Raw genomic sequence first — 25,444 nt, forward strand, 5'->3', positions numbered from 1 at the left:
TGAACGATGAAGCTGGAAAATATGAATCAGGAATTTCCGAAGATGCCGGATGCTATGCGGAAGATGATAGAGCAGGAAGTAGAACAGCAGTTACAGAAAAAAACAGGAAAATTCATAGGCCGCCGAGTGATGATCGCTGTGCTGGCAGCAACTCTGGCACTGGGAACCACCGCATTTGCAGGTGTTTTATATCGGATGAAGAGTAAGCAGGTGGGAACCTATGCAGTGAAGACAACGCAGGAAAAAGAAGCAGGAACAGAAAATGAAACTATGCAGCCGACAGGAGAAAACCATTATGTGAGGCTGACTGCCAAGTGGCTGCCGGACGGAATGGTGCAGACAGAGGAAGGAAAATATAGTTTTGAAGATACTTATGCGCAGGGTGGCGTGAGCATGCTCTGTTACTATATGGATACGGGAGACTCCGCTTTTGAAATGCTGACACAACAGGTGGTAGAGAGTGAAACATTGAATATCAATGGCAGAGAAGGTATATACCTGGGACAGCAGGCACTGGGAGATGGACTTGCATTTAACCAGCAGCTCTATGTGGCGTACCCGGAGCTTCATCTGGTGCTGGAGATGACAGCGGCATCAGATGTGTCAAAAGAGGATGCTATCCAGATCGCGGAGCATGTGACATTGACACCCGTGGAACAGTCCGACGATAAAGATGTGATGATGTGCTATAACTGGAGCAGTTATCTGACTGCGGATGAAGGACAGGAGATGATAGATGAATCGAACCTTCCTGTCACATCGGTATCCATGGAGAGCCTGGAAAAAGCACATCCAATGGGAGACGTACTGGATATATCAGAAAACGATCTGGAAAAGCATCCAGGACTGACTGCAAAGGTAACAGATGTCCAGATCGGGGATAATCGATCCATGTTGTCAGATTCCATGCTGGGAGAGGATGATAAGCAGGCTTTTGCATCAGATGGAACGCTGCTTCCCGTCATACTTACTTATGTGAAAGAAGGAGATGGAGTCAATACGCTGGATCAGGTGATCCGGACGGAAGAAGAGCCGCAGAAGCTGGTCTGCGTGACCGTGGATTATACCAATACTGGTACAGAAACATGGAAAGACATTATGTTCAATGGAACGATCAACATTCTGGAACCGGCTGGAACTGTGGCAAAGATCTGGAGAGCGGATACCCAGACCCCTTCAGAGAATGACGCATGGACCTATGTGGCTGTGGACAATCATTCCTTTAATACGGAGGTAGGATTGTACGATGTGAAAGGTGGAGAACGTTCAAATAACTATATTGATTCTCTTGCACCTGGAGAGACAGTGACCGTACACTGGGCATTTGCCGTACCGGAAGAAAAGCTTGGAGAAATGTATTTTGACTTAGGAAATACCTGCAATCTGACATCTGACCTTACGGATGGATATGTGACAGACATCAGACAGCAGGAACAATAAAATCTTACAGAACACCACTCATCGCATTTCCGGTGTGTACCAGCAGGGACAGCAGATTGAAAATAGCTGTCTGCATGCCGGAGAGGACAGCGTTGTCAATGACGGTCAGCGGACGGCTTAAGACGCCGGATATCAGGAGCAGGATCAGTACGATGCTCCAATAGGGACGGTAGCGATTATAGATTTCCGCTGCTTTGTCTGACAGCTCACCCAGCACATGGGATCCATCCAGCGGTGGGATGGGAATCAGGTTAAAAACGCCAAGACCTACGTTCAGTACAGCAGAATACCAGAACAGAACGGCTAAAGTCTGGAAGAAGACAGTGTTTGGAGCATAGAGCAGTAGCAGACCCTCCAGCAAAATGGAGATACATGCCAGCAGCATATTTGCAATGGGACCGGCAAGAGAGACCAGGATCAGGCCTTTCTTCCGGTCCTTATAGTAATAAGGGTTGATCGGAACCGGATTGGCCCAGCCCATGTGAAAGACAAGCAGGCAGAGTGTTCCCATAGGATCCAGATGTTTTAATGGATTCAAGGTCAGACGACCGGACATTCTGGGGGTAGGATCGCCCAGCTTATCGGAGACCCAGCCGTGGGCACATTCATGGACGATGATGGCTAACAGCATGACAGGTGTCACATAGAGAATGGATCGCAACTGCGAAATATAATAGCTTAACATGATTATTTCCTCATTTCTGGTAGAATATAATTATTTTACCCTGTAATTGTCTAAAGATAAAGCATGAATATGGACAGAATATAAACTGGGGTTACAAAACACATGAATGGCGCGTGTGAATGGCATGTGTGAACGGTATGCATGGTAAAACATCCTACCAATTGCCCGTAACTACTTGACAACATCTGTCGTTTGGGAGTATAGTCTGTAGTGTAAAGTGAATAACGAAGTACCGGGGAGTCTGTGTGAAGCAGACTGAGAGCTGGCTGAGAATACCGCCAGGACCCGTATACCTGATTTGGATCATGCCAACGTAGGGAGCGACTGTGAGATAAGTAATAGAATGGGAGTGCCTGCGGGGACTTCCATTTTTGTGTTGTAAAGCTTTACGGCGGTACATTGGGGGCACCACCTTGTATCGCGGAACAAAAGTTATTGATGTTGAAAGGAGAACAACAATGAAGACAGCATTAACGATCGCTGGAAGTGATTCCAGCGGAGGCGCCGGAATCCAGGCTGATATGAAGACGATGATTGCCAATGGAGTATATGCCATGAGTGCGATCACAGCATTGACAGCCCAGAATACCACCGGCGTTCAGGGAATTTTCGAGGTGACACCAGAGTTCCTCGAGCAGGAGATCGACAGCATTTTTACGGATATTCGTCCGGATGCAGTGAAGATCGGAATGGTTTCTTCCACAGGATTAATTGAATCTATTGCGAAGAAGCTCACAGAGTACAAAGCAGAAAATATTGTAGTGGACCCGGTGATGGTGGCAACCAGCGGATCAAGACTGATCAGTGAGGATGCCATTGGAGCATTGAAAGAAAAGCTTCTTCCCATGGCAACCGTACTGACACCAAACATTCCGGAGACAGAGGTTCTGTCCGGTATGGAAGTGAAGACGGCGGAGGATATGGTAGAAGCTGCAAAATATATCAGTGAGACCTATCACTGTGCAGTTCTGTGCAAAGGTGGACATCAGCTGAATGATGCCAACGATCTTCTGTACAGAGACGGTGGATACAAGTGGTTCAATGGAAAAAGGATCGATAATCCGAACACTCATGGAACCGGTTGTACCCTTTCCAGTGCCATTGCCTCCAACCTGGCAAAAGGCTATGATCTGGACACAGCCGTAGAGCGTGCAAAAGCATATATTTCCGGCGCACTGGCAGCGATGCTTGACCTTGGACATGGTTCTGGACCTATGGATCATGGATTTGATTTCCGTGGAAAAGGCTTTGCGGAGGAGAAGGCATGACGACTACGGAGAGACTGCTGAATGTATCTAAAGAGATCTGGGAGGCTTACCATGAGCATCCATTTGTAAAAGGAATTGCAGACGGCAGCCTTGACAAAGAAAAATTCAAATATTATATGATACAGGATTATCTGTATCTGATCGATTATACGAAGGTATTTGCCCTGGGAGCAGCCAAGGAAAAAGACTTATCTGCCATGAAGCTGTTTGCAGGTTATACCCATGCGATCCTGGATGGAGAGATGGATATCCACAGAGCTTATATGGCGCGTCTTGGCATCACACCAGAAGAAGCAGAGACGGCAAATGTGGCACTTGATAATCTTTCCTATACTTCTTATATGCTCAGGGTAGCTTACGAGGAAGGTCAGGCAGAGGTGGCTGCAGCCATTCTTTCCTGCGCAGTGAGCTATGAAGTGATCGCAAAGAAGATCGTGGAAAAACATCCGGAAGCTTTGAATCATCCTTTTTATGGTGAATGGGTCAGTGGCTATGTGGCAGATGCTTATCATGAAGAGAATCAGGTGCTGATCGATCTGATGGATCGACTGTCTGATGGATATTCTGAGAAGCAGCTTCAGCATCTGGAAGAGATATTTATGGCTTGTTCCCGTTATGAGATGGCATTCTGGGATATGGCCTGGGAAATGAGGCGTTAGATCATGCTGACATTTGATAACGTGCGGTTTCAGTATGATTCCGAGGATTTTTCCATCATCGATCATCTGTCATTTACGGTAGATGCTGGGGAGTTTGTGTGCGTGATCGGACCTTCCGGATGTGGAAAAAGTACGATCTTCCGACTGGTGAACAAGCTTCTGACACCGGCAGAGGGAACGGTACTGGTGAATGGAACTTCCATTGAAAAGCAGAAGAATTACTGTGGTTATATGCCGCAGCAGGATCTGTTGTTTCCGTGGAGAACAGTAAAAGAAAATCTGATGCTTCCTATGGAGATCCAGGGAGGAATCAGTAAAGTGGAGATGGAGCAGCGGGCAGATCAGGCACTGGAATCGGTTGGATTAAAAGACTGGGGAAAGAAATCCCCCAAAGAATTATCCGGTGGAATGCGACAGCGGGCAGCATTTGCAAGAACGGTGCTGACCGGATCAGATCTGTTGCTTCTGGATGAGCCCTTTTCCGCCCTTGATTATCTGACTCGTCTTTCTATGCGGGAGTGGCTGCTGGAACAGTGGGAACGAGAAAAAAAGACAGTATTATTTATTACTCATGATGTGGAAGAGGCAGTTTTCCTGTCAAGCAGGATTCTGGTCGTAGAAAATATGCCGATCACACATCTGAAATCCATCGAAGTTCCGGCAGAGTATCCGCGCACCCGTGAGGAATTGATGCGTCCAGAGATCGTGAAGCTGAAAGAAGACCTGATCGACATGCTCAGGAGGGAGACCGTATGAGAGATAAGAAAAAGGCAGGAAATGCCAATCTTCCGGCACTGATCCTTCTGGCAGCACTTATAATGTTCTGGCAGATGGCAGCTATGGGAATCAATGCGGCATACATCCTGCCGTCACCCACGCAGATTCTGGTGCGATTATGGGAGCTGAGAGGACCGCTTTTCACCGCACATCTTCCGGCAACCATGTCGGTGGTAGCGATCGGACTTTTGATTTCCGTTGTGCTTGGACTTGGACTGGCGATCCTGATGGATGTAAGTGAAGTAGCTGAAAAAGCATTGTATCCACTGATCATCGCATCGCAGACGATTCCGACTACAGCACTGGCGCCATTGTTCGTGCTCTGGTTCGGGTATTCCATCTGGAGCAAAGTACTGGTAACCGTATTGATTACATTTTTTCCGATTACGATCACTGTGTTTGATGGGTTCAAATCAGTGAAAACAGAGATGGAAGAGCTGCTGTTCACGTTTGGAGCAGACAGACGCCAGATCTTTTTTAAATTAAAGATTCCGGCAGTGCTTCCCTGCTTTTTCTCTGCCATTAAGATGGCAGTGCCGCTGTCCATCATTGGAGCAGCGATTGGAGAATGGCTGGGTGCACAGAGCGGACTGGGATATTTCAGCCGACGGATGATGACGCAGCTGGATGGAGCAGGTGTATTTGCACCGATTCTTCTGCTCTCTGTGGTGGCCATGGCTTTTGTAGGTGTGGTGAGCGCACTGGAGAAGCGTATGATCCGTTGGAGAAACGATTAAGAATGCGAAGAACGACGTGATTCGTCATGCATTCGACAAAAAATATTTGATATCAGAGAGGATAAGTGAAATGAAACATAGAGTATTAGCAATATTATTAGCAGCAACCATGTGTATGGCATCTGTGACCGGATGTGGCAAGCAGTCAGCAGACAATAGTTCTGCAGCAGGAACAGAGGCAGAAGATAACAGTGCAGCAGAGACTGCAGACACACAGACAGATAACAAAGACTTAAGAGAAGTCAACGTAGTTCTGGACTGGTATCCCAATGCCATCCATACATTACTGTATACTGCCATTGAGCGTGGATATTTTGCAGAAGAGGGACTGGATGTGAAGATTCATTTTCCGGCAAATGATAACGATGCGCTGGCATTGGTAGCAGCAGGAAAAGCAGAGATCGGTATGTACTATCAGCAGGATGTGATCCAGGCCGTTGCTAATCAGGGAACAGGAATTAAATCTATTGGCGCGATCGTACAGTCTCCTCTGAACGTGATCCTGTCTTTGAAAGACAAAAATATCACCAAACCGGAAGATCTGGTTGGTAAGACCATCGGTTATGGCGGAACGGTTTTGAGTGAAGCTCTTGTAAAATGTATGATGGAAAATGTGGGAGCAGACGCTTCTGATGTAAATATGATCAATGTAGGATTTGAACTGATGAGTTCCATGACTACCGGAAATGTGGATGCAACTATCGGCTGCCTGGTAAATCATGAAGTTCCGCAGCTGGAAGAAGAAGGCTTTGACGTGAACTACTTTAGTGTCAGCGGATACGGCATTCCGAATTACTACGAGGAAGTATTTCTGACCAACGATGATCTTCTGGAAAATGAGCCGGAAGTTGTAGCTGGATTCCTTCGCGCTGCAAAGAAAGGCTTTGATGATTTTAAGGCTGATCCAGACGGCTGCCTGGCAATCCTTATGAACAATCAGAATGAAGAGAATTTCCCACTGACCCAGTCTGTAGAAGAGCAGTCCTGCGCAACGCTGATCCCGCTTATGGAGACCGAAGATGCTGCATTCCTGACCCAGACTGATGAGTGCTGGCAGGAAAATATCGACTGGATGCTGGAAAATCAGCTGATTGATAAAGCTGTGGATGTGTCCGATGTGATGACAATTGTTGATTTTGAAAACTAATTGCTTGAAAAATAACATATCCAAATAACCCCAGCCCCACCCACCATTGTTATTCAGGGAACCGCTTCCGCTAATTCCTCGCCCAGCGGTACGAACCCTTAATCTTGCGCTTGCGCTTGATTTCGGGAAGTACCGGGGCTGCGGACGTTCCCAGCATAATCGATGATGGGTGGGGCTGTTTTTACACACAGATTTTAGCGTAATAACAAATTCAAAAAAACAGTTGACAAGCAACTAAAAGTATCATAAAATGAAACCAACATCTGAGATTCTTATGCGTAAGCATATCCGGCGATTCGCCGAGTTTTCAGAAGAAAAAAACTGAATAAAGGCGAGCTGGAGATATGGAAAAATGGGGGCACAATATTATATATTTTCCAGAATCGCCGAAGGGGGATTATGGGAAAAAAAGAAGAACCGATGATTGCATATTATGAAGATGCAAGACATTTCGCATGGCTGGTCAATGGATGGATCTGTCAAGGAGAAAAAGAAATCGATGAGACACAGATCAAACCGAAAAATATTCGTCTGACAGGAAAGACAGGAAGTGGAAGAACGGCCAGAATGAGAAGTCGCTACCGGGATGTATTTAAAGAAATCGGGAAAGTTAAAGTAGTTCTTATGATTGGAACAGAACTTCAGTCCTTTGTAGACTATTCCATGCCGGTGCGGATAATGGACTATGATGCACTGGAATATAAAGATCAGATTCAGAGGATTGCATCTGAAAGAAAAGTGGAGAACCACGTAAAATCTGGAAAACAGAAGGTAGAACTGTCACCGATCAAAAAAGAAGACAGACTGATACCGGTCATTACGTTGGTATTGTATATGGGAGAAGAACCATGGGACGCAGCAAAAAATCTGCACGGATTACTGGATTTTTCCGAAGTCCCGGAAAGATTCAAAACTTATATTCCTGATTATCAGATTCATGTGCTGGATGTGTGCCATACACCGGATGAGCGTCTGCTTGAATTCCCAAAAGATATTGCAACCATGTTTCTGACAATCAAATATCGGGATAATTTACCGACTTTAAAGAAAGTATTGAAAACCATACCGGAGATTGAAAATATCGAAGAAGATACCTATGATGTGATGTGGAACTTCTTAGATAAGCGCATGCTGGAACTGAAAGAAAATGTACAAAATGAAGATGGAGGAATCAATATGTGTGGAGCCGTAGATCAGATGATTGCAGAAGGAATGGAGCGCGGACTGGCCCAGGGAATGGAGCGTGGAATTGCACAGGAGAAAGTATGGGGGATTCGGAATATGATTGAAGTTTGCAAGGAGTTAGGTGGTACTTATGATAATACGCAGTTTCAGGTGGAAATGAGATATCATCTGAGTCAGGAGAAAGCAGAAAAATATATGAAGCAGTATTGGAAGTAAACACAAACCCCTTGTAAAACCAAACTCAATCGTATATAATTTATCTTTAGATTACTGGTGTCTGACATCAGCAGAAGAATGAAATAGTAAGAGGAGATAAGCAATGGGAAAGGTACGTACAAGATTTGCGCCGAGTCCTACAGGACGTATGCATGTAGGAAACTTAAGAACGGCGTTATACGCATATTTGATCGCAAAGCATGAGGGAGGAGATTTCCTTCTTCGTATTGAGGATACTGACCAGGAGCGTCTGGTAGAGGGTGCTGTGGACATCATTTACCGCACACTGAAAGCAACTGGTCTTAAGCATGATGAGGGACCGGACAAAGATGGCGGCGTTGGTCCGTATGTACAGAGTGACCGTGTAAAATCCGGTATCTACATGGAATATGCTAAGAAGCTGATTGAAAAAGGCGAAGCATATTACTGCTTCTGTGATAAAGAACGTCTGGAGAGCCTGAAGCAGGAAGTGGCTGGAAAAGAGATCATGATCTACGACAAGCACTGCCTGCATCTGAGCAAGGAAGAAGTAGAAGAAAAATTAAAAGCAGGTGTTCCGTATGTTATCCGTCAGAACAACCCGCAGACAGGAACTACTACCTTCCACGATGAGATCTACGGAGATATTACCGTCGATAACTCTGAACTGGATGACATGATCCTGATCAAATCTGATGGATATCCGACCTACAATTTTGCAAATGTAGTAGATGACCATCTGATGGGCATCACTCATGTGGTTCGTGGAAACGAATACCTGTCTTCTTCACCGAAATACAATCGTCTGTATGAAGCATTTGGCTGGGAGGTTCCGGTCTATGTACACTGTCCGCTGATTACAGATGAGACTCATAAGAAGCTGAGCAAGCGTTGCGGACATTCTTCCTATGAAGATCTGATCGAGCAGGGCTTCCTGACTGAGGCAGTTGTGAACTTTGTAGCACTGCTGGGATGGTCACCGGAGGACAATCAGGAAATCATGTCCCTGGAGGAGCTTGTGGAGAAATTTGATTACCGCCATATGAGTAAATCTCCTGCAGTTTTCGATTACGGAAAACTGAAGTGGATGAATGGCGAGTACATTAAGAAGATGGACTTTGATGCATTCTATGAGAGAGCACTTCCGATCATCAAAGAAGTGATCACCAAGGATTATGATCTGAAGAAGATCGCTGCCATGGTGAAGACCCGTATTGAGATCTTCCCGGATATCAAGGAGCTGATTGATTTCTTTGAGGAAGTACCGGAGTACGATGTATCCATGTACACCCACAAGAAGATGAAGACGACTGCAGAGACTTCTCTGGCAGTTTTAAAAGAGGTGCTTCCGCTTCTGAAAGCACAGGAAGATTATAGCAATGACGCATTGTATGCAATGCTGAGTGCATATGTAGCGGAGAAAGGCTATAAGAACGGTTATGTTATGTGGCCGATCCGTACTGCGACTTCCGGTAAACAGATGACTCCGTGCGGAGCAACTGAGATCATGGAAGTGATCGGCAAAGAAGAAAGTATTGCACGTATTGAAAAAGCGATTGATAAATTAAGCGAGTCTTTATGAGTTCTTTTACAAAATCGCAGAGCGAAGCGATCCGTCATGTAGACGGACCGCTGCTCGTTCTTGCCGGCCCGGGATCGGGCAAAACCACCGTTGTGACAAAAAGAGTGCAGTATCTGGTACAGGACTGCAGTATTTCCCCTTCTTCAATTCTGGTCATCACCTTTACGAAGGCAGCTGCTACGGAGATGAAGGAGCGTTTTACACGCCTGATGGAACAGCAGGCACAACCGCCCGGAGGATATGGAAACGTATCGTTTGGTACTTTTCATGCTGTTTTTTTCAATATTTTGAAATTGTCTTATGGGTTTACGGTGGCAAATATCATTACTGAGGAGACCAGACGCCAGTATCTGAAGGAGAGTGTAGACCGGATGAAACTGGAGATCGATGATGAAAATGAATTTCTCACGGGGATTGCCGGAGAGATCAGTCTGATCAAAAATGAACGGGTAGAACTGGAACATTATTTTTCAAAAAACTGTTCGGAAGAGGTGTTCCGAAAGATCTACGAGGGTTACGAAGAACGAAAGAAGCGTGCAAGACTCATTGATTTTGACGATATGCTGGTCTATACATGGGAACTGTTGTCCCAGCGGAAAGATATTCTGTCTGCCTGGCAGAAAAAATATCAGTACATACTGGTGGATGAATTTCAGGATATCAACCGCCTGCAGTATGATATTTTGCGTCTGCTGGCGGAGCCGGAGAACAATCTGTTCATTGTGGGAGATGATGATCAGTCCATCTACCGATTTCGGGGTGCCAGACCGGAGATCATGCTGAATTTTCGGAAGGATTATCCACAATCAGGACAGGTACTGCTGAATGATAATTTTCGCTCTACCACACAGATTGTAGAGGCAGCTGGTCGGGTGATCGCCAGGAATAAGACCCGGTTTCCGAAGAACATCATAGCTCGAGGTGGAGATGGGGCTTTGGTGCGGAGCCTGGAATTTCCAGATCAGCAGCAGGAGTGTACTTATATTTTGAGAGAGATTCAGAACTGGCAGGCAAGGGGAGGTTTGCTTCGCCAGGTAGCGGTCATTTATCGCACCAACACCCAGCCAAGGGTCGTGATCCAGAAGCTGATGGAGTATAACCTGCCATTTCGGGTGAGGGATCAGGTTCCCAATCTGTTCCAGCACTGGATCGCCAGAGATCTGTTCTGTTATATGAGACTTGCCATGGGAAGCGGACTTCGTAAGGATCTGCTTCCGGTGCTGAACCGTCCTAAACGGTATCTGAGCCGGGAGTGTCTGAATGATGAGCGGATCTCCTGGGAATATATGCTTAACTTTTATAAGGATAAGCGTTATGTGTGTGACCGAATCGAGAGGCTGCAGTATGATCTTAAGATGATGAGCCGCATGGGTCCTTTTGCAGCCATCAATTATATCCGCCATGTGATTGGATACGAAGAGTATCTGAAAGAGTACGCCGGGTTTCGGCGCATGAATGTGGAGGATCTTCTGGAAGTGCTCTCAGATCTGCAGGAGAGTGCCAGAGAGTATCATACCTATGAAGAATGGTTTATCTATATTGAAAAATATACAGAAGAGATGGAGCAGTTGAAAAAGCGGCAGCAGGAAGTAAAGGATGGTGTCCATCTGACCACTATGCACAGCAGCAAAGGACTGGAATATGAAAAGGTATTTATCCTGGATGCGGCGGAAGGAATAACGCCTTATAAGAAAGCGGTGCTGGAACCGGATCTGGAAGAAGAGCGGCGCATGTTTTATGTGGCTATGACACGTGCCAAGAAGGAACTGACCATCTGCTGGACCAAGAAGGTAGGAAGCCATGAGAAGAAACCATCCCGGTTTCTGGAAGAGATGCAGGAGGAAGTGTAAGAAATGACAGAACAGTATAAGACCGTCTACGAAGGCGGCGAAGGAGAGATCGTAGAGAAAAAATCCAGGTTTATTGCCACTGTCCGCCCGGTGGAGACAGAAGAAGAGGCTCTTGCATTTATCGAGGAAATGAAGAAAAAATACTGGGATGCCAGACATAACTGCTCTGCTTATGTGCTGGGAGAACGGCAGGAGCTGATGCGATGCAGTGATGATGGAGAGCCATCCCAGACAGCGGGAAAACCTATGATGGATGTGCTGACCGGAGCAGGACTTACGAATGTGGCGGTGGTGGTGACCCGTTATTTTGGAGGAACACTGCTTGGAACAGGCGGACTGGTGCGTGCCTATTCAGCGGCGACCAAAGAAGGACTGGCCAACAGTACGATCATAACAAAATATTGGGGAACGAAGCTTCTGGTAAACACCGATTACAATGATATTGGAAAGCTTCAGTATCTGTTCGGACAGCGGGAGATTCCTATTATGGATGCACAGTATACGGAAAAGGTAAGCTTTGTGGTATTGATTCCCGTGAGCCGGGTGGAAGAAATCAAGAAAGCCGTGACAGAAGCAGTCAGTGGCCGGGCAGGCATGGAAGAAGTGGAACAGCTTTTCTATGCGCTGATCGATGGAGAATATATTTGCTTCTGATATCCTGTGGTAGATCAAGACCGACAGAGAAGAAAAATAAAAGCCGGAAGACCTGTATCTTGCAATGTCTTCCGGCTTTTTCTGACCTGCAAAGCAGATCAGGGAATGACTAGTTCAGTTCATCCTCAGATACTAATTCGTCATACTCCATGGAATCCAGAAGCTCGTCAAAGGCATCAGAAGCAATCTCATACTCTTCATCAGACTCAATGTTCTCAAGCTTCGGCTGACCATTTGTATCTTTGGAATAACGATACAGATATACTTCGCCGTCCTCGTTCTGACCATTCTCATCCAGTGGAAGCAGAGCGATGTATTCTTTGTCTCCTCCGTCGAAGATGCCTACGATGGCACATTCTACGGTGCTGTCATCATCCAGAGTCAGAGTCACGGTAACACCGTCTCCGCCGCAGGAAGCGCAATCACCATTGCATTTGGTTTCATCACAGTTATTGGACATTTGTAAACCCTCATTTCTTTTATAATAAACAGTTCAGGGAAGATCCCTGTACAAAACATATCATTTACAATGTATCAGAAGCCAGATGGTTTTGCAAGAGCTAATCACTGTAGTATGACATAAAATCTATGAGTTAATCACTGTAGTCTGACATAAAATAAAAATCGAGCCGCAGGCACAAAGCCAGCTTGTCTTTGAGATCCACTTCGGTACCTTCATCGGTGGATACAGTCACGACATAATCATCAGAGAAAAAGCCTTCCAGTTCTGCCTTTCCCTCGCCGATTTTATTTCCATCAAAATCCATCAGATAATTGCCCTTTTCGGTGGCCAGATAGTCTCTGGCAATATTTCCTTCTGCATCCAGAAATACGATGTAATAATCCCGCTCCAGTGTATCGCTTTCCAGAAGCTGCTCCTGGGCATATCCTAAGCAGTTGTCATCCATATCGTAATATCCATACGTATTACCGGAATTGACTCCTTCCATGTTGTAGATCCATTTCTCCTTTGGATAAGAGATATAGAACCATGGCTCTCCGCCGGAGGTGATGGTCCATTTGGTGTTGAAGAAGCCTCTTTCTACGATCCGTCCGGCAACTGTACCGTCAGCAATCAGGTCGGAATCGAGGACAATGTCATCCAGGTCACCGGTAACGGTGAGGGTGGAGGCATTATTAAGCAGCTCCCGCTGGTCCGATTCAGCAGCTTTTGGAGTATCTTTTCCGCATCCGATGGTTACAAGTGAGAACGCCAGTATCAGAAAAAGTACTGTTTTTCTGGTAAATGATTTCATCTATTTAGTCATCCTCCTCATCTCTTGCAATCTCTCTTGCCACCATGATCGCCATAGCAGTCATCAGTGGAAGATAATCGGTGTCATAGACGATCATCACAGCATTATCAAAGATCAGATTGTGTATGGTCAGTTCCAGGTCATCCATGATGGCACCCAGCATCCGTCCATTGAGAGTGACTGTGAAGTTGTGTCCGATGGAACCAGTATATTCTCTGAGCTCCAGTCTTCCTTCTGTTACATCCATAGTGAAATGATCCCGGATCAGCTCGAATTTTTTCTCCAGCTTTCCGTAGAGCACATCATTTGCATAGAAGCGATAAGTCGGCAGCACATGAAGAATCTCTTTCTCTACGCGGAATACTTCTCTGTGAGACGGGTCAAAGATGCGGAATTTGAGAAGAGGAGCTGTTCCATCGATAGAGTAGACCAGATTACCGTCCTTGTCACACAGATCGAAATGCTGTCCTGTCAGTTTGAAATCTTCTGTAAAGGTGTATACCTCTGATGGTTCAGATTCCGGGATCGGAAGGACTTTACCGGTATTTGCATAAGAAGAGATGCTGTCAAACAAATACTTCTGAAGCAGGATCACATCCGAGTGATAGCAGACGCTGTCAGCAGTATTATCTGCAAAATTTTCTCTCGGAGGGATCAGCGGTTCTGTTATCCGCTTTTTGATCAGACCTGCCAGATCGGAGTAGCCGAGGTACCCGTTGATACCGGAATCGGTGATCCAGAAATAGAGATAATTTCCATACTTGTCCGGTCCGAAGATCAGAGCCGGCCGCTTCATAGTACAAATATGTCCCAGATAGCCGCTGCCCAGAGGAGTGGATACATTTTTGAAGGCTTCATAGAAATCTTCGATTTTTCTCACGGTGTCACCGAAACTGATCATTTTTACAATGTCAGTAGAGTTATTGTAATCTTCCGGGGTTGCCATCATCCAGATGGCGACTCCGAAGATCAGAATCACCGTTCCTACGGAGATGAGGACAGAACTGTAATAAAATTTGAAGATTAAGCCAAGCCCAAGAACGGAAACAATGGCACCAACCAGTCGATAGAGAATACGTCGCAATTTCATAAGACTCCTCCTTCTCATATGTATTTTATATTATGATTCAAATGATATCATTTTCAAATTTTGTTGTCACTACCCGAAAGAATCATATCTTGACTTTATAGCATTTTTTTATAAAATAAAACTATTCGGAGTTTCCGGATATCGCAGACAAGGATACACAGAGGAGAAAATGAATATGGATATGATATTTTCAAAAAGAGCCACTCAGATCGAGGAAGGTATTTTTTCAATTCTAAATACAAAGAAAGAAGAACTGCTGCAGGCGGGCAGAGAAGTCTATAATTTTTCTGTGGGCACGCCGGATTTTAAAACACCGGAGCATATTATGAAAGCAATGGAAGAGGCCTGCAAGGATCCTGATAATTACAAATATGCCATGGCTGACCGGCCGGAAATGCTGGAAGCTATGAAGAATTTTTATAAAAACCGTTTTGGCGTGGAGCTTGAGACAGATCAGATCATGAGCATGTATGGATCTCAGGAAGGCATGGCACATATTGCTCTTGTCATGTGTGATCCGGGGGATGTGGTACTGGTGCCAAATCCAGGTTACCCGGTGTTCGGCATGGGACCACAGCTCATGGGGGCAAAGGTGGAGACGTATCCGCTCTATGCAGAAAATAATTTTCTGCCGGATTTTGCAGATATTCCGGAGGAGACAGCCAAAGCCGCGAAATTTATGATCATTTCTTATCCGGCCAATCCGGTATGTTCCGTGGCAGATGACAGCTTTTATGAAAAAGCCATTGCATTTGCAAAAAAATATAATGTGATCCTGCTTCATGACAATGCTTATTCCGATATTATCTTTGGCGGAAAAGAGGGAAAATCTTTCCTGTCTTATCCAGGAGCCATGGAAGTGGGGATTGAATTTTATTCTCTGTCCAAGTCTTATAACATGACTGGCATGCGGATCTCTTTTGCGCTTGGTAACAAAGATGTGATCCAGATGTTCCGGAAAGTCCGTTCTCAGATTGATTACGGCATCTTTCTGCCGATCCAGAAGGCCGCAGTGGCAGCACTGACTGGTCCGCAGGACAATGTAAAAGAGCAGTGCCGGATCTATGAAGAGAGAAATTATGCGCTCTGCAGAGGCATGAGCAGTATTGGATGGAAGATCCCGGATGGGCAGGGAACCATGTTCGTATGGGCACCGATCCCGGAGAATTATACCAGTTCAGAGAGATTTACCCTGGATCTGATGGAGAAGACCGGCATGATCGTAACTCCGGGTACTGCCTTTGGCAATCTGGGAGAAGGGTATGTGCGGATTGCATTGGTTCATCCGGTGGAAACCATTGAAAAAGTAGTTCGTATCGTAAAGGAAAGTGGTATTCTGGAAGCATGAGTTTTGTAGATGCATATACTGATTTCATTTTCATAGAGGATCAGCCGGAGCAGGCAGACATGATCTTTCTTCCTGGATCTGCAGAAGGAGCACTGCCAGTGCGGGCGGCACAGCTCTGGAAGGAAGGATATGCGCCATTGGTGCTCCCTTCTGGAAAATATTCCAAGCTGACAGGATATTTTACAGGGCATGGGGATCATGAGACCGAGTGGGATTATTTTCATGAGATCCTGCTAAAGGAAGGAGTGGCTGATCACGCGATCCTTCAGGAAAAGCAGGCAACTTATACTTATGAAAATGCAATTTTCTCCCGCAAATTAACTGATAAACTGGGTCTGGACATTAAAAAGGCGATTCTGGTCTGTCAGGCATATCATGCAAGACGTGCGAGCCTTTATTATCAGGTCTGTTACCCGGAGACTGAGATTCTGGTGTGCCCGGTGATTACCAGAGGCATCAGCCGGGATAACTGGTATCAGCATGAGACAGGTATTGAGACGGTACTGAAAGAAGTAGAACATTGTGGCAGTCAGTTTGGAGAAATCTTCCGGGCGAGACTATAATGCCAAGATTTGTTACGCATAACAACTTTCTGAAGAAAAAGATAGATAGAGTAATATTACACTTTTTGCAAATTCCGACTATAATCATTGACATAAAGAGCAATCCGAAAACGATGTCCGGTTTACCGATATCGCGGAGGCAACAAAAATAATCAATCATTATAAAAGGAGAAGAGTAAAATGAAAATCGTAGTATTGGATGGTTACACTGAAAACCCGGGAGATATCAGCTGGGAGCCGCTGGAAGCACTTGGAGAAGTAACAGTATATGATCGTACATCTTATGAGGAGTCTCCGCTGATCGCTGAGCGTATCGGTGATGCAGAAGTTGTTGTTATCAACAAGACCCCGATCAGCAAAGAGACTATTGACAAATGCCCGAATATCAAGACAATCGCAGTTCTGGCAACTGGTTACAATGTAGTAGATTATGAGTATGCAAAATCCAAAGGAATCCCGGTTCAGAACGTACCGGTATATGGAACTGACAACGTAAGCCAGTTTGCAGTATCCCTTCTGATGGAGGTTTGCTCCCATATCGGACATCACAACGAGTCCGTACATAAAGGAGAGTGGGCTAGCAACGCTGACTGGTGCTACTGGCATTATCCGATGATCGAGGTATCTGGAAAGACTGCAGGTATCATTGGTCTGGGACGTATTGGTGTCAACACCGCTAAGATCCTGAAAGCAATGAATGTAAATGTTATCGCATACGATGCATTCCAGAGCGAGGCTGGAAAACAGGTTGCTACTTATGTAGAGCTTGACGAGCTGCTTGCTAAATCTGACTTTATTTTCCTGCATTGTCCGCTGTTCCCGTCTACTGAGGGGATCATCAACAAAGACAACATCGCTAAGATGAAAGACGGCGTGGTTATCATCAACAACAGCCGTGGACCGCTGGTTGTAGAGCAGGATCTGTATGATGCACTGGAGAGCGGAAAAGTATCTGCAGCAGCAGTTGACGTTGTATCTACAGAGCCGATCAAAGCTGACAATGTTCTGCTGAAAGCGAAAAACTGCATCATCACTCCGCATATTTCCTGGGCAACACAGGATGCAAGAAAACGTATCATGAACACCACCGCGGAGAATATCAAATCTGTTCTTGATGGTGCACCTGTAAACGTGGTTAACAAATAGTATGAAGATAGTAATTGCGATTGACTCTCTGAAAGGAAGCTTAAGCTCCATGGAAGCGGGACATGCGATCGAACAGGGAATCCGCAATGTTCTGCCGGAGACAAAAGTGCTGGTAAAGCCGCTGGCTGACGGCGGAGAAGGAACAACGGAGGCTCTGGTAGAAGGTCTTGGCGGCGATATGGTACAGGTGCAGGTACATGGGCCGCTGGAGACACCGGTGAATGCTGCTTACGGAGTGATCAGGGAGTCAAATACGGCAATCATGGAGATGGCTGCAGCTGCAGGTATTATCCTGGTTGGCAAAGACAAGCGTCCGTTAGATGCAACCACGTATGGTGTCGGTGAGATGATCCGTGATGCCATTACCAGAGGCTGCAGAGAATTTATTATTGGAATCGGCGGAAGTGCCACCAATGATGGTGGTATCGGAATGCTGACAGCATTGGGATATGAGTTCCTGGATGCTGAAGGAAAACCGGCAGGAATCGGAGCAGGAGCACTTTACAAAGTTGCAAAAATCTGCGATGATAAAGTGATGCCGGAATTAAAAGACTGTCATTTCCGCATTGCATGCGATGTGACCAATCCTCTCTGTGGAGAGAATGGTTCTACTTATATCTATGGTCCGCAGAAAGGTGTGACTGTAGAACTTCGGGATGAGCTTGACCATGCTATGGGTGCTTATGCACAGGTAGTAAAAGCTTACAATGGAACTGATTATGCGAAGACACCAGGTGCCGGTGCAGCCGGAGGACTTGGATTTGCATTCTTAAGTTTCTTAAGCGGAGAGCTTCTTCCAGGTATCGAACTGGTACTGAATGCAGTGGAGATGGATAAAGCAATGGAAGGTGCAGATCTGGTATTTACCGGAGAGGGTCGTCTGGATTATCAGACAGCCATGGGAAAAGCACCGGTGGGCATTGCAAAAATGGCGAAAAAGCACGGTGCAAAGGTGATTGCTCTTGCGGGAGCAGTGATCGAAGGGGCACAGGAGTGCAACGAACAGGGAATTGATGCTTATTTTCCGATTCTCCGCCAGGTAGTGACACTTGACGAGGCCATGGATCCGGCAACGGCAAGAAAGAATATGGTTGAGACCACGGAGCAGGTAATGCGCCTGGTAGCAGCTGTAAAATAAGAAAGAGAAAGAGAGATACACATGACGGATGAAACATTGATCCTTTTGGGAACTGGCAACGCAACAGTAACCAAATGCTTCAACACCTGCTTTGCGATTAAAACCGGAGAGGAATATTTTCTGGTGGATACAGGAGGTGGTAATGGTATCATGACTCAGCTTGAAAAAGCGGGGATCCCTATGGAATCTATCCACGAGATCTTTATGAGCCACGAACATACCGATCACTTACTGGGACTGATCTGGCTGATCAGAATGATCGCAACAAAGATGAAGAAGGGTCAATATGAAGGCAATCTGAACATTTACTGCCATGCCGATCTGAAAGAAATTATCCTGACGATTACCAGACTGACCGTTCAGGCGAAATTTTTTAACATGATCGGAGAACGGATCTTCATTCATCCGGTGGAAGACAACGAAGAGAGAGACATCCTGGGGTATCATGTGACCTTTTTCGATATTCATTCTACAAAGGCAAAGCAGTTCGGCTTCACTATGAACCTGAAAAATGGAAAGAAATTCACCTTCCTTGGAGATGAGCCCTATCAGGAACACGAAGAAGTCTATGCGAAGGATGCGGACTGGTTATTGCATGAGGCATTTTGCCTGTATGCGGATCGGGACAAGTATAAGCCTTATGAAAAGCATCATACGACGGTAAAGGAAGCCTGTGAGAATGGGGAGAAGCTGGGAGCTAAGAATCTAATCCTCTATCATACAGAGGACAAGAATCTGGCAAACAGACGAGAGCTGTATACAGCAGAAGGAAGCCTTTATTATCACGGCAATCTGATCGTACCGGACGATCTGGAACGGATCGTATTATAAGCCATGTGTATGAGAGGGGAGGTTCTTAGGAACTGTCTCCCTCTTGTGCAGTCTGCCCTTAAAAGACAGAGAAAACATTCGCTTGAAAAAAGCAAAAAATATGGTACTATATAAACGTATTATTTTAGGATAGAAAGGAAATGAATTATGCAGACTTTAGAGTTACAGAAAATCGCAAATGAAGTCCGCAAAGGAATCGTTACCGGTGTACATAGTGCAAAAGCCGGACATCCAGGCGGATCTTTATCTGCAGCAGACATTTTTACCTATCTCTATTTTGAAGAGATGAACATTGACCCGAAGAACCCGACTGATCCGGACAGAGACCGTTTTGTTCTTTCTAAAGGACATACCGCTCCGGGTTATTACAGTGCAATGGCTCAGAGAGGTTATTTTCCGGTTGAGGAGCTTCTGACTCTTCGTCATGTAGACAGCCGTCTGCAGGGACATCCGTGTATGCAGGATCTTCCGGGCATTGATATGTCTTCAGGATCTCTGGGACAGGGAATCTCCGCAGCAGTTGGTATGGCAATTGCCGGAAAACTGGACAACAAATCTTATCGTGTATATACCCTGCTGGGTGATGGCGAGATTCAGGAAGGGCAGGTATGGGAAGCTTCCATGCTGGCTGCACATCGTCATCTGGACAACCTGGTAGTGATCGTTGACAACAACGGTCTTCAGATCGATGGAAGAATCGAAGATGTGAACTCTCCGTATCCGATCGATAAGAAATTCGAGGCATTTAACTTCCATGTAATCAACGTTGCTGACGGTAATGACATGGATCAGTTAAGAGCTGCTTTTGAGGAAGCTAAGACTGTAAAAGGACAGCCGACTGCTATTATCGCCAAGACTGTAAAAGGTAAAGGCGTATCCTTCATGGAGAACCAGGCATCCTGGCATGGAACTGCTCCGAACGATGAGCAGTATGCAGTAGCAATGGCAGATTTGGAGAAAGTAGGTGAAGCATTATGTCAGAAGTAAAGAAGATCGCAACGAGAGAAAGCTACGGTAACGCTCTGGCAGAGCTTGGCGCACAGAATCCGAATATTGTCGTACTTGATGCAGACCTTGCAGGAGCTACTAAGACTGGTATTTTCAAAAAAGCATTCCCGGAGCGTCACATTGACTGTGGTATCGCTGAGGGAAATATGATGGGAGTAGCAGCAGGACTTGCTACCTGCGGAAAGATCCCGTTCGCTTCTTCTTTTGCTATGTTCGCAGCAGGAAGAGCATTTGAGCAGATTCGTAACTCTATCGGATATCCGCACCTGAACGTTAAGATCGGTGCTACTCATGCCGGTATCTCTGTAGGTGAGGATGGAGCTACTCATCAGTGTAACGAGGATATCGCTATTATGCGTACAATTCCGGGAATGACCATTATCTGCCCGGCAGATGATGTGGAAGCAAGAGCTGCTGTAAAAGCTGCTGCTGAGTATGTTGGACCGGTTTATATGAGATTTGGCCGTCTGGCAGTTCCGGTAATCAATGATGAAGCTAATTATAAATTTGAAATTGGTAAAGGAATTACCCTGAAAGAAGGTAAAGATGTAACCATCATCGCTACCGGACTTGAGGTAAATGAAAGCCTTGAGGCTGCTAAGCTTCTTGAGGCTGACGGTATCTCTGCTGAGGTGATCAATATCCATACCATCAAACCGCTTGACAAAGAGCTGGTAGTTGCATCTGCAAAGAAGACTGGCAAAGTTGTAACCGTAGAAGAGCATTCTGTTATCGGTGGACTTGGTGGAGCTGTTGCTGAGGCTCTTTCTGAGGAAGCTCCGACCAAGATGCTTCGTATCGGTATGATGGACAAGTTCGGACAGTCCGGTCCGGCAAAAGCTCTGATCGAGTACTATGGTCTGGATGGAAAGAGCATTTACGAGAAAGTAAAAGCATTTCTGTAAGCTGAAGTTCTGAATCGAAGATAAAAAAGATCCCGCAGGATTCACTGAAAAGTGAAGATCCGGCGGGATCTTTTTTGCTGTCGGGAAATTACCGGAACATTATCTGCCCCAGAATTCTTTGATAAGATCCACACGGGAAGTCATGGCAGTCAGCAGTCCGTCCAGAACCGTAATAGCAGCCATGCATTCGACAACCACCACTGCGCGGGGCACGATGATAGGATCGTGGCGGCCATGGATAGAGACTTCAATGTCTTCCCCGGTTTTGTTGACCGTGTGCTGCAGAGCGCTGATGGATGGCGTCGGTTTGAAGGCTGCCCGGAAGATAATGTCGCTTCCGTCACTGATGCCGCCCAGGATACCACCGGCATGGTTGGTTTTCTTGCCGACAGATCCATCTTCCTTCATATAGAAGGCATCGTTGTTCTCACTGCCGCAGCTTCTGGCAGCTAGAAATCCATCACCGATCTCAAAGCCCTTGACTGCGCCGATGGAACAGATGGCTTTTGCCAGGTTTGCGCTTAATTTATCAAAGCAGGGATCGCCCACACCTGCAGGGACGCCCTTGACCACACATTCCACCACACCGCCGCAGGAATCTTCTTTTGTACGGCAGGCATCCAGATAAGCCATCGCCTGTTCAGCTGCTTCTGCGTCGGGCATATTGACGGCATTGCGTTCCATCTCTGAGAGATCAAAGCGGCTCTCGTTGATCTGTACCGGTCCGATGGAGCGGGTATAAGCAGTGACAGTGATGCCAAGCTCCTGTAAAAGCTTTGCAGCGACTGCACCTGCGGCCACACGGCCAATGGTCTCACGCCCGGAAGAACGTCCACCGCCGGTGTAATCACGAAATCCGTATTTGCAGTCGTAGGTATAGTCTGCGTGTCCAGGACGATAGTAGGATGCAATCTCACTGTAATCTTTGGAACGCTGGGATGTATTTCGAACCATCAAAGAGATAGGCGTACCGGTAGTGCGTCCGTCAAAGACGCCGGACAGAATCTCAACGGTATCATCCTCCTTACGGGGAGTGGTGAAACGGGACTGTCCCGGTTTTCTGCGGTTTAAGTAGACCTGAATATCTTCTTCGGTGAGAGAAAGTCCGGCCGGACAGCCATCGATTACTACGCCGATGCCTTTGCCGTGGGATTCACCCCAGGTCGTGATAGAAAAAATATTGCCAAAAGTGGAACCTGCCATAGGTAAAATACTCCTGTTCTGTATATTTGGATTGACTAAATCCAAGTATATAGAATATACTTTCATCTGTAAAGACTAAATGGAGGATGAGGAACTTTGTATAAATTACTGAAAAAAGATGGAGATGCAAAACGAGGGGAATTTCATACCGTACATGGAGTGATCCAGACACCGGTATTCATGAATGTGGGAACGGCAGCAGCAATTAAGGGTGCAGTGTCTACGGAGGATCTGGAAGAGATCGGAACCCAGGTGGAACTGTCCAATACCTATCATCTGCATGTAAGACCTGGTGATGAAGTCGTTAAAAAGATGGGAGGACTTCATAAATTCATGTCATGGAACAAACCAATTCTGACCGATTCCGGTGGATTTCAGGTATTTTCCCTGGCAGGGCTTCGTAAGATCAAGGAAGAAGGAGTATGTTTCAACTCACATATCGATGGAAGAAAGATTTTCATGGGTCCGGAAGAGAGTATGCAGATCCAGTCTAATCTGGCTTCTACCATTGCCATGGCATTTGATGAGTGTCCGCCAAGCCTTGCAGACAGAAAATATGTGCAGGATTCGGTGGACCGTACCGTTCGCTGGCTGAAGCGTTGTAAGACAGAGATGGATCGGCTGAACAGTCTGGAAGATACCATCAATAAGAACCAGCTGCTGTTTGGAATCAATCAGGGTGCAATCTTCGAGGATATCCGCATCGAGCATGCAAAGCAGATTACAGAGATGGATCTGCCTGGATATGCCATCGGCGGACTGGCAGTGGGTGAGAGCCATGAAGAGATGTACCGGATCATTGAAGCGGTGATACCGTATCTGCCGGTAGAAAAACCGACATACCTTATGGGTGTGGGAACACCTGCAAACATTCTGGAAGCAGTGGAACGAGGTGTGGATTTCTTTGACTGTGTATATCCAAGCCGTAACGGACGTCATGGACATGTCTATACCAATCATGGGAAGCTGAATCTGTTTAATGCCAAATACGAGCTGGATGAGGACCCTATCGAGGAAGGCTGTCAGTGCCCGGCCTGCCGTCGTTACAGCAGAGCATATATCCGCCATCTTCTGAAGGCAAAAGAGATGCTTGGCATGCGCCTGTGTGTGCTTCATAATCTGTATTTTTACAATCATATGATGGAGGAGATCCGTGAGGCCATCGAGCAGGGAAGATATCAGGAATATAAGAAGCAGAAACTTGACGGAATGCAAAATATTGTGTAAAATAGACGATAGGTTATTTTTCTAGGAGGAAACAGATATGTTATTAACCGCAACAGGTTCTGCGCAGACAACGGTAATGCTCATTTGGATCGTAGCATTGTTCGCAATCATGTATTTTATGATGTGGAGACCGCAGAAAAAAGAGCAGAAGAGAGTAGCTGCCATGCTTTCAGCAATGGAGGTTGGCGATGTGGTTGTTACCACGAGTGGATTTTATGGTGTGCTCATTGACATTACTGATGATGATGTGATCGTAGAGTTCGGAAGCAACCGCAACTGCCGTATTCCAATGAAGAAGTCGGCTATCCAGGAAGTGGAAAAACAAGACTAAGGCAAAGATGCCAAAAGGGGCGGGAGACTACTTCCGCCCCTTTTCTGCAAACTGTCAAGGCCCGTGTAAAAGAGGAGACATGAGATGAATTATAAGATTGGAGTGATTTCCGGTGATGGAATTGGCCCGGAGATCGTAAGAGAAGCCCGCAAGGTATTGGACGCGGTGTGTAAAAAATACGGACACGAGTTCGACTATACTGATCTTCTCCTGGGAGGAGCATCCATTGATGTACATGGTGTGCCGCTGACCGAAGAGACTATAGAACAGGCAAAGAAATGTGATGCAGTTCTGATGGGTTCCATTGGTGGTGATGCAAAGACTTCTCCATGGTATCAGCTGGAGCCGTCCAGACGTCCGGAGGCAGGACTGCTGGGAATCAGAAAGGCTTTGAACCTGTTTGCAAATCTGAGACCGGCTTATCTCTATGATGAGCTTCGCAGTGCATGCCCGCTTCGTGAGGATATCAGTGCAGCCGGATTTGATATGTTGATCATGAGAGAGCTGACCGGAGGACTGTACTTCGGCGCAAGAAAGACAGAAGAAGTAGACGGGGTAAGAACTGCTACCGATACGCTTACATATAATGAAAATGAGATCCGCCGGATCGCAAAGAGAGCTTTTGATATCGCAATGAAGAGAAATAAAAAGGTCTGCAGCGTAGATAAGGCGAATGTACTGGATTCTTCCAGACTGTGGAGACAGGTCGTGGAAGAAGTGGCGAAAGATTACCCGGAGGTAACACTTTCCCATATGTATGTTGACAACTGTGCAATGCAGCTGGTGATGAATCCGGCACAGTTTGATGTGATCCTGACTGAGAACATGTTTGGTGATATTTTATCAGATGAAGCTTCTATGGTGACCGGATCCATCGGAATGTTGTCAAGTGCAAGTCTTAATGAGACAAAATTCGGTCTCTATGAGCCGAGCCACGGATCAGCACCGGATATTGCCGGACAGAATAAGGCTAATCCGATCGCAACCATCCTTTCCGCAGCGATGATGCTTCGTTACTCGCTGGATCTGGATGCGGAGGCAGATGCTGTGGAGGCGGCTGTCCGTCAGGTTCTGAAAGAGGGATATCGCACCGGCGATATTATGGCAGAAGGCTGCAGCCAGGTAGGAACCGTAGAGATGGGTACTCTGATCGCAGAGAGAGTATAAGAAGACAAATATCTGTTCAGAACCATATTCGCAAACATGAGGCTTTGAACAG

25 protein-coding genes and 1 riboswitch are annotated in these 25,444 nt (G+C 46.1%); of the genes, 20 read left to right on the plus strand and 5 right to left on the minus strand.

Annotation, left to right across the window (positions count from 1 at the left end; all coding sequences use genetic code 11):
- The first annotated feature begins 6 nt into the window (after positions 1 to 6).
- On the plus strand, positions 7 to 1,440 hold the full coding sequence (locus tag WMO62_RS04955) for a hypothetical protein (RefSeq protein WP_349144012.1): 1,434 nt from the start codon (positions 7 to 9) through the stop codon (positions 1,438 to 1,440).
- A 4-nt stretch (positions 1,441 to 1,444) separates the two neighbouring features.
- Here WMO62_RS04955 and WMO62_RS04960 read toward each other — a convergent pair whose 3' ends face one another.
- Positions 1,445 to 2,125 carry a site-2 protease family protein gene (locus WMO62_RS04960; protein ID WP_349144013.1) on the minus strand — a complete coding sequence of 227 codons (681 nt, stop codon included), beginning with the start codon at positions 2,123 to 2,125 and terminating at the stop codon, positions 1,445 to 1,447.
- A gap of 223 nt (positions 2,126 to 2,348) precedes the next feature.
- Positions 2,349 to 2,463: riboswitch (TPP riboswitch) on the plus strand.
- A 120-nt stretch (positions 2,464 to 2,583) separates the two neighbouring features.
- Between WMO62_RS04960 and thiD the strand changes: the two genes are divergently transcribed.
- The 9 genes from thiD to WMO62_RS05005 all read left to right on the plus strand — a co-directional run bounded on the left by thiD (position 2,584) and on the right by WMO62_RS05005 (position 12,179).
- Positions 2,584 to 3,393 (plus strand): bifunctional hydroxymethylpyrimidine kinase/phosphomethylpyrimidine kinase, encoded by an 810-nt coding sequence (gene thiD / locus WMO62_RS04965; RefSeq protein ID WP_117498204.1) that lies wholly within the window; start codon positions 2,584 to 2,586, stop codon positions 3,391 to 3,393.
- Positions 3,390 to 4,052: a thiaminase II gene (tenA, locus tag WMO62_RS04970; RefSeq protein WP_349144014.1), complete on the plus strand. Its 663-nt coding sequence runs from the start codon at positions 3,390 to 3,392 to the stop codon at positions 4,050 to 4,052. The genes thiD and tenA overlap by 4 nt, the downstream gene beginning before the upstream one ends.
- A gap of 3 nt (positions 4,053 to 4,055) precedes the next feature.
- Positions 4,056 to 4,808 carry an ABC transporter ATP-binding protein gene (locus WMO62_RS04975; protein WP_349144015.1) on the plus strand — a complete coding sequence of 251 codons (753 nt, stop codon included), beginning with the start codon at positions 4,056 to 4,058 and terminating at the stop codon, positions 4,806 to 4,808.
- Positions 4,805 to 5,566 carry an ABC transporter permease gene (locus WMO62_RS04980; RefSeq protein WP_117498210.1) on the plus strand — a complete coding sequence of 254 codons (762 nt, stop codon included), beginning with the start codon at positions 4,805 to 4,807 and terminating at the stop codon, positions 5,564 to 5,566. Before WMO62_RS04975 ends, WMO62_RS04980 begins: the two co-directional genes overlap by 4 nt.
- 70 nt (positions 5,567 to 5,636) lie before the next feature.
- Positions 5,637 to 6,713, plus strand: coding sequence for an ABC transporter substrate-binding protein (locus WMO62_RS04985; protein WP_349144016.1), 1,077 nt, complete (start codon positions 5,637 to 5,639; stop codon positions 6,711 to 6,713).
- Between the two features lie 399 nt (positions 6,714 to 7,112).
- The gene (locus WMO62_RS04990) at positions 7,113 to 8,114 is read left to right on the plus strand and encodes an Rpn family recombination-promoting nuclease/putative transposase (protein WP_349144017.1); all 1,002 of its coding nucleotides are present in this window, start codon (positions 7,113 to 7,115) and stop codon (positions 8,112 to 8,114) included.
- A gap of 103 nt (positions 8,115 to 8,217) precedes the next feature.
- Positions 8,218 to 9,675: a glutamate--tRNA ligase gene (gene gltX / locus WMO62_RS04995; RefSeq protein ID WP_117498216.1), complete on the plus strand. Its 1,458-nt coding sequence runs from the start codon at positions 8,218 to 8,220 to the stop codon at positions 9,673 to 9,675.
- Positions 9,672 to 11,525: an ATP-dependent helicase gene (locus WMO62_RS05000; protein ID WP_349144018.1), complete on the plus strand. Its 1,854-nt coding sequence runs from the start codon at positions 9,672 to 9,674 to the stop codon at positions 11,523 to 11,525. The genes gltX and WMO62_RS05000 overlap by 4 nt, the downstream gene beginning before the upstream one ends.
- A 3-nt stretch (positions 11,526 to 11,528) precedes the next feature.
- Entirely contained in the window at positions 11,529 to 12,179 is a 651-nt protein-coding gene (locus WMO62_RS05005; RefSeq protein WP_117498220.1) for a YigZ family protein, read from the plus strand.
- Positions 12,180 to 12,288: 109 nt separating this feature from the next.
- On the opposite strand, the gene WMO62_RS05010 is transcribed toward WMO62_RS05005, so the two are convergent.
- From WMO62_RS05010 to WMO62_RS05020, 3 genes are all read right to left on the minus strand, one after another.
- Positions 12,289 to 12,639 carry a DUF1292 domain-containing protein gene (locus tag WMO62_RS05010; protein WP_118439698.1) on the minus strand — a complete coding sequence of 117 codons (351 nt, stop codon included), beginning with the start codon at positions 12,637 to 12,639 and terminating at the stop codon, positions 12,289 to 12,291.
- Positions 12,640 to 12,772: 133 nt separating this feature from the next.
- On the minus strand, positions 12,773 to 13,435 hold the full coding sequence (locus tag WMO62_RS05015; RefSeq protein ID WP_349144019.1) for a hypothetical protein: 663 nt from the start codon (positions 13,433 to 13,435) through the stop codon (positions 12,773 to 12,775).
- 4 nt (positions 13,436 to 13,439) lie between these two features.
- On the minus strand, positions 13,440 to 14,525 hold the full coding sequence (locus WMO62_RS05020) for an LURP-one-related family protein (protein ID WP_349144020.1): 1,086 nt from the start codon (positions 14,523 to 14,525) through the stop codon (positions 13,440 to 13,442).
- A gap of 175 nt (positions 14,526 to 14,700) precedes the next feature.
- Between WMO62_RS05020 and WMO62_RS05025 the strand changes: the two genes are divergently transcribed.
- From WMO62_RS05025 to WMO62_RS05055, 7 genes are all read left to right on the plus strand, one after another.
- Positions 14,701 to 15,873 (plus strand): aminotransferase class I/II-fold pyridoxal phosphate-dependent enzyme, encoded by a 1,173-nt coding sequence (locus WMO62_RS05025; RefSeq protein WP_349144021.1) that lies wholly within the window; start codon positions 14,701 to 14,703, stop codon positions 15,871 to 15,873.
- The gene (locus WMO62_RS05030; RefSeq protein WP_117498229.1) at positions 15,870 to 16,436 is read left to right on the plus strand and encodes a YdcF family protein; all 567 of its coding nucleotides are present in this window, start codon (positions 15,870 to 15,872) and stop codon (positions 16,434 to 16,436) included. The genes WMO62_RS05025 and WMO62_RS05030 overlap by 4 nt, the downstream gene beginning before the upstream one ends.
- Positions 16,437 to 16,616: 180 nt before the next feature.
- Positions 16,617 to 17,582 (plus strand): D-2-hydroxyacid dehydrogenase, encoded by a 966-nt coding sequence (locus WMO62_RS05035; RefSeq protein ID WP_117498231.1) that lies wholly within the window; start codon positions 16,617 to 16,619, stop codon positions 17,580 to 17,582.
- Between the two features lies 1 nt (position 17,583).
- The gene (locus tag WMO62_RS05040) at positions 17,584 to 18,720 is read left to right on the plus strand and encodes a glycerate kinase (RefSeq protein ID WP_147602121.1); all 1,137 of its coding nucleotides are present in this window, start codon (positions 17,584 to 17,586) and stop codon (positions 18,718 to 18,720) included.
- A 21-nt stretch (positions 18,721 to 18,741) separates the two neighbouring features.
- Positions 18,742 to 19,551, plus strand: coding sequence for an MBL fold metallo-hydrolase (locus tag WMO62_RS05045; RefSeq protein ID WP_117498235.1), 810 nt, complete (start codon positions 18,742 to 18,744; stop codon positions 19,549 to 19,551).
- Positions 19,552 to 19,698: 147 nt separating this feature from the next.
- On the plus strand, positions 19,699 to 20,538 hold the full coding sequence (locus WMO62_RS05050; RefSeq protein ID WP_118511966.1) for a transketolase: 840 nt from the start codon (positions 19,699 to 19,701) through the stop codon (positions 20,536 to 20,538).
- Positions 20,526 to 21,464, plus strand: a complete 939-nt coding sequence (locus WMO62_RS05055; protein WP_349144022.1) for a transketolase family protein — start codon at positions 20,526 to 20,528, stop codon at positions 21,462 to 21,464. Before WMO62_RS05050 ends, WMO62_RS05055 begins: the two co-directional genes overlap by 13 nt.
- Positions 21,465 to 21,563: 99 nt before the next feature.
- Here the strand turns inward: WMO62_RS05055 and aroC are convergent, their stop codons facing one another.
- Positions 21,564 to 22,667 (minus strand): chorismate synthase, encoded by a 1,104-nt coding sequence (gene aroC, locus WMO62_RS05060; RefSeq protein ID WP_349144023.1) that lies wholly within the window; start codon positions 22,665 to 22,667, stop codon positions 21,564 to 21,566.
- 96 nt (positions 22,668 to 22,763) lie between these two features.
- Between aroC and tgt the strand changes: the two genes are divergently transcribed.
- From tgt to leuB, 3 genes are all read left to right on the plus strand, one after another.
- Positions 22,764 to 23,894 (plus strand): tRNA guanosine(34) transglycosylase Tgt, encoded by a 1,131-nt coding sequence (tgt, locus tag WMO62_RS05065; RefSeq protein ID WP_118511972.1) that lies wholly within the window; start codon positions 22,764 to 22,766, stop codon positions 23,892 to 23,894.
- A gap of 37 nt (positions 23,895 to 23,931) precedes the next feature.
- On the plus strand, positions 23,932 to 24,225 hold the full coding sequence (yajC, locus tag WMO62_RS05070) for a preprotein translocase subunit YajC (protein ID WP_117498245.1): 294 nt from the start codon (positions 23,932 to 23,934) through the stop codon (positions 24,223 to 24,225).
- A gap of 84 nt (positions 24,226 to 24,309) precedes the next feature.
- On the plus strand, positions 24,310 to 25,392 hold the full coding sequence (gene leuB, locus WMO62_RS05075) for a 3-isopropylmalate dehydrogenase (RefSeq protein ID WP_117498246.1): 1,083 nt from the start codon (positions 24,310 to 24,312) through the stop codon (positions 25,390 to 25,392).
- The last annotated feature ends 52 nt before the right edge of the window (positions 25,393 to 25,444 follow it).

It is taken from the genome of Hominiventricola aquisgranensis (assembly GCF_040096225.1).
Taxonomy (GTDB): domain Bacteria; phylum Bacillota; class Clostridia; order Lachnospirales; family Lachnospiraceae; genus Hominiventricola; species Hominiventricola aquisgranensis.

Coding starts and splice junctions, on each gene's coding strand:
- WMO62_RS04955 (WP_349144012.1), top strand. CDS start 7: ATGAAGCTGGAAAATATGAATCAGGAATTTCCGAAGATGCCGGATGCT.
- WMO62_RS04960 (WP_349144013.1), bottom strand. CDS start 2,125: ATGTTAAGCTATTATATTTCGCAGTTGCGATCCATTCTCTATGTGACA.
- thiD (WP_117498204.1), top strand. CDS start 2,584: ATGAAGACAGCATTAACGATCGCTGGAAGTGATTCCAGCGGAGGCGCC.
- tenA (WP_349144014.1), top strand. CDS start 3,390: ATGACGACTACGGAGAGACTGCTGAATGTATCTAAAGAGATCTGGGAG.
- WMO62_RS04975 (WP_349144015.1), top strand. CDS start 4,056: ATGCTGACATTTGATAACGTGCGGTTTCAGTATGATTCCGAGGATTTT.
- WMO62_RS04980 (WP_117498210.1), top strand. CDS start 4,805: ATGAGAGATAAGAAAAAGGCAGGAAATGCCAATCTTCCGGCACTGATC.
- WMO62_RS04985 (WP_349144016.1), top strand. CDS start 5,637: ATGAAACATAGAGTATTAGCAATATTATTAGCAGCAACCATGTGTATG.
- WMO62_RS04990 (WP_349144017.1), top strand. CDS start 7,113: ATGGGAAAAAAAGAAGAACCGATGATTGCATATTATGAAGATGCAAGA.
- gltX (WP_117498216.1), top strand. CDS start 8,218: ATGGGAAAGGTACGTACAAGATTTGCGCCGAGTCCTACAGGACGTATG.
- WMO62_RS05000 (WP_349144018.1), top strand. CDS start 9,672: ATGAGTTCTTTTACAAAATCGCAGAGCGAAGCGATCCGTCATGTAGAC.
- WMO62_RS05005 (WP_117498220.1), top strand. CDS start 11,529: ATGACAGAACAGTATAAGACCGTCTACGAAGGCGGCGAAGGAGAGATC.
- WMO62_RS05010 (WP_118439698.1), bottom strand. CDS start 12,639: ATGTCCAATAACTGTGATGAAACCAAATGCAATGGTGATTGCGCTTCC.
- WMO62_RS05015 (WP_349144019.1), bottom strand. CDS start 13,435: ATGAAATCATTTACCAGAAAAACAGTACTTTTTCTGATACTGGCGTTC.
- WMO62_RS05020 (WP_349144020.1), bottom strand. CDS start 14,525: ATGAAATTGCGACGTATTCTCTATCGACTGGTTGGTGCCATTGTTTCC.
- WMO62_RS05025 (WP_349144021.1), top strand. CDS start 14,701: ATGGATATGATATTTTCAAAAAGAGCCACTCAGATCGAGGAAGGTATT.
- WMO62_RS05030 (WP_117498229.1), top strand. CDS start 15,870: ATGAGTTTTGTAGATGCATATACTGATTTCATTTTCATAGAGGATCAG.
- WMO62_RS05035 (WP_117498231.1), top strand. CDS start 16,617: ATGAAAATCGTAGTATTGGATGGTTACACTGAAAACCCGGGAGATATC.
- WMO62_RS05040 (WP_147602121.1), top strand. CDS start 17,584: ATGAAGATAGTAATTGCGATTGACTCTCTGAAAGGAAGCTTAAGCTCC.
- WMO62_RS05045 (WP_117498235.1), top strand. CDS start 18,742: ATGACGGATGAAACATTGATCCTTTTGGGAACTGGCAACGCAACAGTA.
- WMO62_RS05050 (WP_118511966.1), top strand. CDS start 19,699: ATGCAGACTTTAGAGTTACAGAAAATCGCAAATGAAGTCCGCAAAGGA.
- WMO62_RS05055 (WP_349144022.1), top strand. CDS start 20,526: ATGTCAGAAGTAAAGAAGATCGCAACGAGAGAAAGCTACGGTAACGCT.
- aroC (WP_349144023.1), bottom strand. CDS start 22,667: ATGGCAGGTTCCACTTTTGGCAATATTTTTTCTATCACGACCTGGGGT.
- yajC (WP_117498245.1), top strand. CDS start 23,932: ATGTTATTAACCGCAACAGGTTCTGCGCAGACAACGGTAATGCTCATT.
- leuB (WP_117498246.1), top strand. CDS start 24,310: ATGAATTATAAGATTGGAGTGATTTCCGGTGATGGAATTGGCCCGGAG.